Source organism: Bradyrhizobium oropedii, from assembly GCF_020889685.1.
GTDB lineage: Bacteria > Pseudomonadota > Alphaproteobacteria > Rhizobiales > Xanthobacteraceae > Bradyrhizobium > Bradyrhizobium oropedii.
The window spans coordinates 1-7757 of sequence record NZ_JACMYO010000285.1; the positions used below are offsets into that span (position 1 = coordinate 1).

Consider the following 7757-nt stretch of genomic DNA (forward strand, 5'->3'; position numbering starts at 1 on the left):
CCGCGACCTGTTCGAATTCTAGCCCCCGGCACCGCCGATGCTGTCAGATCCGAAGGCAACCATGCAGAACGACGTTCCAATGGAGACGGTCTGGTCGATCCTCGAGGCTGCCAACGAACTGGGCGATACCCCGACGGTGGACGCCTGCCGCCGCATCATCGACGCCAATCTGCGCGGCGACGTTCCCGGCCAATCCGACCTGAACGCTGTCGCCGCCTTCTTTGCCTGATCAAGGCAACCTGTTGCTGTCTGTGAACCTAATGCGGCGCCGCGGTGACAGACCGTCCGGCGGAAACACAACAACATGGACCGGGACGTCGCTTAACTTTGCTTGACTTGCTTCGTCCGGAGCCGGCTGGCTAACTGCGAGCCCGCTTTCGATTCGGACTGGCCGATGAAATTGACGCGCGACGACCTGGTTGTCGGGATCACGATCCTCGGGTTCTTCGTCCTCAGCGTCGGCTCGTTGATCGCCTGCGGGCACACCTTCCCGGCGATGCACGTCTGGCGATCCGACGTGACGGTGGAGGCCGTGCTTGGCACCGCCGTCATGGTCGTCTTCATCCCGGCGTTTGTCGCAGCACGCTTCAGCTTCGGTTATCTGGTGGGCTTCTCGCTGCTGTCGGCCGTGTTCGGCTTCGTGTGGCTCAGCTTCTTCAGCGAATTCGATTATCCGCACGCCACCGCCCGCTGGGCCATGATTGCCGCGCTGGCCGCAGCGATCATCCCGCTGATGTTCCAGAATATCCATCTTTGGCGGCCCGACCTGTCGAGCGCCACCATTGAGCGTGTCGCGCTGCTGCTGCTGGTGTCGTCCTTCGCCGTGCTGATCGGCGACATCTCCTACGGTGCCAATCTCGGCAATCCCTATGGCGCTGCCCGCAACGCCGTCGTGCGGCCGGCGCTGCTGAACTATCTCACCGGAATCATGATCGGCGCGGTTCTGCCGTATCTGTTCGCGCATTTCGCATCGCGCCGCCGATGGATCGCGGCGGCCGGCGTGTTGCTGCTTGCGCTCTACTTCTATCCAGTCGTCAACAACAAGACCGTCCTCCTGTTGCCGATCTGGCTGCCGTTTCTGTTCTGGTTGTTCAGCCGCTTCAACCCGCGGCTCGCCACGGTGCTCGCATTCCTGATCCCGATGATCATCGGCCTTCTGGCTTTCTTCGTTCTCGCCGCCGACAGAAACTATGTCCTGTTCAGCGCCATCAATCTGCGCTTCCTCGCGATCCCCTCGCTCGCGCTTGATCACTACGCCGACTTCTTTGCGCATCGTGAGCTCACCTGGTTCTGCCAGATCACCGTCCTGCGCCACGCGACCGCCTGCCCGTATGGCGAGCTCGGCCCGACGCTCGGAGCGATCTATCGCAACGGCAATTTCAATGCCTCCTTCCTCGCCACCGAGGGCATCGCATCGGTCGGCCTTCCGCTCGCCCCGCTGTCGGCGCTGGCGTGCGGCCTGATCCTGTCGATCGGATCGATGGTCTCGCGCCATCTCCCGCCGCGCTTCATCGCGGTGTCGTCCGGCATCGCCGTTCAGGCGATCATGAACGTGCCGCTCACGACCGGCCTGCTGTCGAATGGGGTTGCTTTGCTGTTCCTGCTGTGGTGGCTGACGCCCGAACAGCAGGCGGCAGCGTCGCGTCATCGGCGACAGTCAACGCTGCCCATCAATGTCGTCGGTGTCGCGGCCTGATTTTTTCGCATCCTGCCGCGGCCCGACGTTGCCGAAAAACTGAAGACGTGCCTCACTTCTTTCGAAGCACGATGATGCCCTGATACGGCGATATCCCGTTCATGCCGACGTCGATAAGATCAAAGCGGTCGGTCCAGTGCGTCTCGATGTACCGTTTGGAAATGATCGTCTCGCCATAGGTCATTTCGCCGTCGACCGGATAGCTTTGGGGATAGAAGTAGAATCCGTCTCGCGCCACGGTCTCCGCGATTTTTTGCTGATCCCAGCCAGGCAATTTGGAGATCGGCTCATAGAATGCGTATGCCGGCGGTCGAATGGTGAGCAGAAACAGACCACGATTCTCCAAAGAGGCGTGGACCGCGTCCAAACACACCTCGCTCGCAGCAGGCGAGAGGTGTGTCCAGATCGACAAGGCGTACGCCACGTCGAATTTCTGGTTGAACGGAAGACGTCTCGGCAGGCTGTCCGACACCACGATATCGGCGCCCGGGTTGGAGCGTTGCGCGACCTGGATGATGCCCTTGTGAGGATCGCACCCGTGCAGATTGCGCAGCGGCACGTCCTTCATGAAATAGCGGAGCACACTCCCCCAGCCGCAACCATAGTCCAGCACCGAGCACTCATCGAATGGCTTGTCCAGATGACGCCTGAGCTTGTCGTGCAGGAGACGATAGGTTTCGATGACGGCGGCACCGAGCTCCATTCCGGAACGACCGCTCCAGTTTTTCTGGGTCCCGGCATCCGGTGGATCGGGAATAGCGGCCTTGATCGCCTTGAAGCCATCATATTCCTTCCAGAGCAGCACATTCCACAGATACGGATCGTCGATCCATTTGAGTGCCTCGTATACCGACTCTCCCCTTCGGCAGGCGGCATCCGCTTTTTCCAGTTCGTCGTTGTAGTATTCGTTGAGCCACGAACTCCAGTTCATCGACACGCCTCCGTGCTATGGCCGCTTCATCAGCGCTCGCCCGCGCCAATTGCATAGTTCGAGACTGTCTCGTTTCTCCGGCAACTTTAAGACGCATCGAAAGCATGTGAGTTCCGGAAGACGATGGAACCGCTGATGTCGTTCTGCTCCAAGTCGTTGTGACCGCTGTCACCGGGAGCGATTCAGAACGATGCCTATCCGCAGTATTTGATCCGTTCGGTGCGCAGCGCATCGGTGACCGAATTCAGCCGTCACACGGGTAAGGTTGGCGTCAGGCTCGCGCGTTACGCTGCGGAGATGAACCGAGACCTGCCGCACGTCCGTTTCTCACTGGTCTGGATGGCGATAGTCACTACCGCATCGGCTCACGTGATGCTGGTGTGCGCGGCGAACCAGTTGGCCAGCCTCCAGGAAGCATGTCGATGAAAGTCCGCGAGCTCATCCAGGTGCTCCAGGCACTCCCGGATCAGGACGCAACGGTCGTGATTGGAGAAGGCGCGAAGCCGGATACGTGGCTAATCGTGTCAGGCGTGGCGGAATGCCAGATTGCACGCGTGAATGATGATCACGCGACTGCCGGGAGCGAACCGGCTATCGAGATCGTCTGACCGATCGCGAGCGTCGGCGCAGGGTTGCTCTCGCGTTCCATGATGCGTGCCGGCGCCCCGGGCAAAGGCGCATTCAAAAGTGTCATGGCGGCGCGCCGCGTGACACGTCTCAAATCCGGAACTTGGGCTAAGTGCTTGATAAGACTGGCGCGAGAGACGGGACTCGAACCCGCGGCCTCCGCCGTGACAGGGCGGCGCTCTAACCAACTGAGCTACTCCCGCGGATGCCGATCGTCGATTGATCCGCGCAGGATCGAGGGCATAAAGGCCCGCATCCCGATAGTCAAGCACGTTGCGGATCCCTGCACAGCACAGCCATTTTTACGCCGCGGGCGCGAGTTGTCGCCTGTTTTGAGGGGAAACGGTGGTGTCAGCAAAGCCCCGAATCGAATAAGGCCTGATACGTCTGGGTTTCCTGTGGCCGGCCGGGCGCTGCCCGTTCCCAGAACCGGCGGTTTTCAGGACCTCTCCGGACACAATTTCCCGACGCGAACGGCGCGCCATTCGCGTGAAAGCAGCAATCCAGCCATTCAGCAACGAGGAGGGCCACACATGGCGAAGAAAGCAGCGACCCCGGCGACGATCACGCTGAAGCACCTGGCGGCGGCCATCGCCGAAGAGCAGGAGCTGTCCAAGAAGCAGGCCGAGGCGATCCTGACCGACATGGTCACCCGGATCACCAAGCACCTCAAGAAAGGCGAGCGGATTCGCATCGTCGGCCTCGGCATCCTCCAGGTCCGCAAGCGCGCCGCCCGAATGGGCCGCAACCCGGCAACCGGCGAGCAGATCCACATCAAGGCGAGCAAGAAGGTCGCCTTCCGCGCCGCCAAGGAGCTGAAGGAAGCCGTCTGAGGCTCTTAACTCTCCGTTGATATCAGGCGCCATTCCGGCTCGTGCGCGGCCCCGGAGTGGCGCTTTTCTGTTATAGAGTTCTGTCTTGATGCGTTTTGCTTGCGCGAACACCTTCGCCCAAGCGCTTTATTCCCGTTCCCCCACCCTTGCGCGGTCTTCATGCTGGCACCGGCTCTCGACTTCAAGCACACCGTCACCGAGCGCTTCCTGCGCTATGTCGTGATCGACACCCAGTCCGACCCGGATTCACCCACCACGCCTTCCACCGAGAAGCAGAAGAATCTCGGTCGCCTCCTGGTCGCCGAATTGCAAGCGATGGGCATATCGGACGCGCATCTTGATCCACACGGCTACGTCTACGCGACGATTCCGGCCAACACCGACAAGACGGTGCCGGTGATCTGCTTCTGCTCGCACATGGACACCTCACCCGACTGCACCGGCAAGAACGTCAGGCCGCAGGTCGTGAAGAATTATTCCGGCGGCGACATCGTGCTCCCGGCCGATGCCTCGCAGGTGATCCGCACCGCCGAGCACGAGGCGCTGGCCGACCAGATCGGCAACGACATCATCACGACCGACGGCACCACCCTGCTCGGCGCCGACAACAAGGCCGGCCTCGGGGAGATCATGGATGCCGCGCATTTCCTGATCACCAATCCGCAGGTGAAGCACGGCACCATCAAGATCCTGTTCACGCCGGACGAGGAGATCGGCCGCGGCGTCGACAAGGTCGACATCAAGAAGCTCGGCGCCGATTTCGGCTACACCATGGACGGCGAGACCGCCGGCCATATCGAGGACGAGACCTTCTCGGCCGACGGCGCCAGCATCATCATCGAAGGCGTCGCGACCCATCCGGGATTCGCCAAGGGCAAGATGGAGCACGCGATCAAGATCGCCGCCGCGATCGTCGATCGCCTGCCGAAGGATCATTGTTCGCCCGAGACCACCGAAGGCAAGGAAGGCTTTCTGCATCCGGTCGCGATCTCGGGCGCGCTGGAGAACGCACGGATCGATTTCATCGTGCGCGATTTCACCGAGGCCGGCCTGAAGCAGAAGGAAGCGCTGCTCGACGACATCGTGAAGGATGTCATGAAGGGATATCCGCGCTCGACCTACCGCATGGAGGTCAAGCAGCAATACCGCAACATGAAAGAGGTGATCGATCGCCACCCCCGGATCGTCGCCTACGCGATCGAGGCGATCGAGCGCGCCGGCCTGACGCCGGTCAAGACCTCGATCCGCGGCGGCACGGATGGTTCGCGGCTGTCCTTCATGGGTCTGCCCTGCCCCAACATCTTCGCGGGCGAGCACGCTTTCCATTCGCGGCTCGAATGGGTCAGCCGTCAGGACATGGAAAAGGCCGTGCAGACCATCGTTCATCTCGCGATGATCTGGGAAGAGCGGGCCTGATCAGGCCCGCGCCGTCACGATCCAGATCGCGCCCGGCAGCAGCACGGAATCGCCCTTGACGAAGGGCGCCAACGCCTCGCGCATCGAGGCGATCGCGGCGGAGCGCACCTCATCCGGATGGCCTTCCAGAGCACGGCTGGCCGGCCCGATCTCGAGCGCGCCCTGGATCGCCGCATCCATGCCGCGTCCGGTGGCGACATCGAGCTCGACCTTGCACGGCTCCATCGCGATGCCGGAGAAGCCGGCTTCGCCGAGGATCCGCTTCACCCGGGCTTCGGAGGCAAACGAAAACGGACCGGGATCCTCGGGCCCGAGCTGGGGCAGTTTCGGCACGTGCTTGTAGACCGCCTGCAGCGGCGCCATGAAGAACGGATTTTCGCGCGGCTCCTGCCAGCAGGCGAAGGCAAGGCGGCCCGTCGGCTTCATCGCCTTGTGCAGATTGGCAAAGGATGCTGCGGGATCGGCAAAGAACATCACGCCGAAGCGCGAGGCCAACAGGTCAAAGCTTTCGCGGGCGAACGGATAGACGGTCGCATCGGCAAGCGCGAACTCGACCGGCAATCCCTGCGCGCTTTGCCTTGCCCGCGTCAGCATCGGCTCCGAGACGTCGACGCCAAGCACGTGGCCGGCGGGCGCGACCTTCGACGCCAGCGCGAATGTCGTGGCGCCGCTGCCGCAGCCGACATCGACGATGCGCTCGCCGGCCTCCGGCGCGGCGCGATCGATCAGGAGGTCGAGCACCGGCTGCAGCACGATGTCCTGCGCGGCCTGCCGTGTGGCCCAGCGCTGACCGCCCGGTCCGTTCCAATATGCAATCTGATCGGCGTTTTGCGGATGGCCTGCGTTCATGCGATCCAAACCTTGTTGAGGAGCTTCCGTCGTTTCGTATGCGAGCATGATCTCCGCGCAAACGCGTTCGCGTTTGTCGCGAGGGAAAACCGCTTCGCACTGTTCGGGATCATGCTTTAGCAGCTCTCGCGCGTCGCAGCGCGCAGCATCGGCATCACTTGATAGGTGAATCCGGCATTGGCCCTGGTGACGGGATCGTTGGCGACGATCTCGTGCGGATCGGCATCATCGGACAGTTGCAGCACGCCGAGCCCCCAGACGCCGGCAGGATCGGCGACCGGCCCGAAGACCAGCGCCTTGCCGGCTTGCAGCAGCTCGCCGCAATAGGCGACGTGCGCCTGCATGATCGCGGCTTCCTGCGGCGTCATGTCCTGCGGGAAGGTCGGGCGCGGTCCGGTCAATTTGCACAGGTAGTACTTCATCGACCAGGTCCGCGCTCGGAGATCATTTGGCCGCTGCGCTCGTCGGCTTGGCCTGCTTCGTCTTCGCAGCATTCGCCTTGGGGGCGGCCTGCCCGTCACTGCGCGTGATGCCCCACGGATCGGTCGGCTTCTGGTCCGGCACGCCGCTGAGCGCACGCTGGTAGGCCCGCTGCTGCCGTGCCTCGTTGGCCGTATCGGCCGGCGACTTCTCGACTTCTTCGCGGTAGCGCTGGACGTGATCCGACTGTGCGAATGCAGGTCCGGCAATCATGGCGAGAAGAAAAATCGCGGCGAGTTTGCGCATGCATCAAGTTCCCGGTTAGGCGGAGATAATAGCATCGCTGCGGCGTCGGCGCCAAACCAGAGCGTTGCGCCGGCACGGATCGATCCGGCCCGCGACAAAAGCGTGACTTTCGGCACCTTTCGCGCCATCGGCCATCGCATGACATTTGGCGCGCCAGCGCGGAGCAAGCGCGGTCCCGGCCGCCCCACTAGACTACCCCAGGGCCGGGATCGCGCCCTCTCCACGCGCTCATGGAGGGCCGAGCATTGGCCTTACAGCCCAGAGCTCATCAGCCGGCGGCTGCTTTGCAGTATGTGAAGCACCGCGCCATCGTCATCCTGCGCGAGCATGTGCAGGTGGAGGCTGAGCTTGTCGGAAGGGCTGCCGTTCTCACCGATGGAACTGCGGGGACTGTCGAGAGCGTGTTTCTGGACGAGTCCCACGGGTTGCGCATATCGATCAGGGGGCACATCGGGAAGTAGCCGATCTCGACGATCAGGATGCTTCAGCCATAGGCGGTGGAGATGAGGGAGCCGGTGTGCCTTCGCTCTCCGAGCTTCGGCGCGACAGCCTTCACCCTGCGGACCGAACAACGGGATGAAGTAGTGCCCAAGGCTGGCTTGCCCAGCCGAAGCCCGTGAGGTGCGAAGGCTGGTAGGCGGCGAGAGATTCGAACTCCCGACCCTCTCGGTGTAAACGA

10 protein-coding genes and 1 tRNA gene are annotated in these 7757 nt (G+C 62.6%); 6 read left to right on the forward strand and 5 right to left on the reverse strand.

The genetic code is table 11. The features are described 5' to 3' along the window. Window positions 1–37 precede the first annotated feature (37 nt). Together H8A95_RS40270 and H8A95_RS40275 are read left to right on the forward strand one after the other, a co-directional pair. Window positions 38–229 carry a hypothetical protein gene (locus tag H8A95_RS40270; protein WP_163152467.1) on the forward strand — a complete coding sequence of 64 codons (192 nt, stop codon included), beginning with the start codon at window positions 38–40 and terminating at the stop codon, window positions 227–229. 165 nt (window positions 230–394) lie between these two features. After that, window positions 395–1696, forward strand: coding sequence for a hypothetical protein (locus tag H8A95_RS40275; protein ID WP_229188077.1), 1302 nt, complete (start codon window positions 395–397; stop codon window positions 1694–1696). Window positions 1697–1748: 52 nt separating this feature from the next. Here H8A95_RS40275 and H8A95_RS40280 read toward each other — a convergent pair whose 3' ends face one another. Continuing rightward, window positions 1749–2627, reverse strand: coding sequence for a class I SAM-dependent methyltransferase (locus tag H8A95_RS40280; RefSeq protein WP_229188078.1), 879 nt, complete (start codon window positions 2625–2627; stop codon window positions 1749–1751). A gap of 422 nt (window positions 2628–3049) precedes the next feature. On the opposite strand from H8A95_RS40280, the gene H8A95_RS40285 reads away from it, so the two are divergent. Continuing rightward, on the forward strand, window positions 3050–3235 hold the full coding sequence (locus tag H8A95_RS40285; RefSeq protein ID WP_229188079.1) for a hypothetical protein: 186 nt from the start codon (window positions 3050–3052) through the stop codon (window positions 3233–3235). A gap of 145 nt (window positions 3236–3380) precedes the next feature. Here the strand turns inward: H8A95_RS40285 and H8A95_RS40290 are convergent. Continuing rightward, window positions 3381–3457: transfer RNA gene (locus H8A95_RS40290), tRNA-Asp, on the reverse strand. A 195-nt stretch (window positions 3458–3652) separates the two neighbouring features. On the opposite strand from H8A95_RS40290, the gene H8A95_RS43995 reads away from it, so the two are divergent. Beyond that, window positions 3653–4087, forward strand: a complete 435-nt coding sequence (locus H8A95_RS43995; RefSeq protein ID WP_338028071.1) for an HU family DNA-binding protein — start codon at window positions 3653–3655, stop codon at window positions 4085–4087. 159 nt (window positions 4088–4246) lie between these two features. After that, entirely contained in the window at window positions 4247–5503 is a 1257-nt protein-coding gene (gene pepT, locus H8A95_RS40300; RefSeq protein WP_229188080.1) for a peptidase T, read from the forward strand. On the opposite strand, the gene H8A95_RS40305 is transcribed toward pepT, so the two are convergent. From H8A95_RS40305 to H8A95_RS40315, 3 genes are all read right to left on the reverse strand, one after another. Further along, window positions 5504–6352, reverse strand: a complete 849-nt coding sequence (locus tag H8A95_RS40305) for a class I SAM-dependent methyltransferase (protein WP_229188081.1) — start codon at window positions 6350–6352, stop codon at window positions 5504–5506. Between the two features lie 116 nt (window positions 6353–6468). Continuing rightward, on the reverse strand, window positions 6469–6774 hold the full coding sequence (locus tag H8A95_RS40310; protein ID WP_229188082.1) for a YciI family protein: 306 nt from the start codon (window positions 6772–6774) through the stop codon (window positions 6469–6471). A gap of 22 nt (window positions 6775–6796) precedes the next feature. Continuing rightward, window positions 6797–7078 (reverse strand): hypothetical protein, encoded by a 282-nt coding sequence (locus tag H8A95_RS40315; RefSeq protein WP_229188083.1) that lies wholly within the window; start codon window positions 7076–7078, stop codon window positions 6797–6799. A gap of 284 nt (window positions 7079–7362) precedes the next feature. Between H8A95_RS40315 and H8A95_RS40320 the strand changes: the two genes are divergently transcribed. Then, a complete protein-coding gene (locus tag H8A95_RS40320) occupies window positions 7363–7539 on the forward strand; it encodes a PRC-barrel domain containing protein (RefSeq protein WP_229188084.1) in 177 nt (58 codons plus the stop codon). The last annotated feature ends 218 nt before the right edge of the window (window positions 7540–7757 follow it).

Coding starts and splice junctions, on each gene's coding strand:
- H8A95_RS40270 (WP_163152467.1), top strand. CDS start 38: ATGCTGTCAGATCCGAAGGCAACCATGCAGAACGACGTTCCAATGGAG.
- H8A95_RS40275 (WP_229188077.1), top strand. CDS start 395: ATGAAATTGACGCGCGACGACCTGGTTGTCGGGATCACGATCCTCGGG.
- H8A95_RS40280 (WP_229188078.1), bottom strand. CDS start 2,627: ATGAACTGGAGTTCGTGGCTCAACGAATACTACAACGACGAACTGGAA.
- H8A95_RS40285 (WP_229188079.1), top strand. CDS start 3,050: ATGAAAGTCCGCGAGCTCATCCAGGTGCTCCAGGCACTCCCGGATCAG.
- pepT (WP_229188080.1), top strand. CDS start 4,247: ATGCTGGCACCGGCTCTCGACTTCAAGCACACCGTCACCGAGCGCTTC.
- H8A95_RS40305 (WP_229188081.1), bottom strand. CDS start 6,352: ATGAACGCAGGCCATCCGCAAAACGCCGATCAGATTGCATATTGGAAC.
- H8A95_RS40310 (WP_229188082.1), bottom strand. CDS start 6,774: ATGAAGTACTACCTGTGCAAATTGACCGGACCGCGCCCGACCTTCCCG.
- H8A95_RS40315 (WP_229188083.1), bottom strand. CDS start 7,078: ATGCGCAAACTCGCCGCGATTTTTCTTCTCGCCATGATTGCCGGACCT.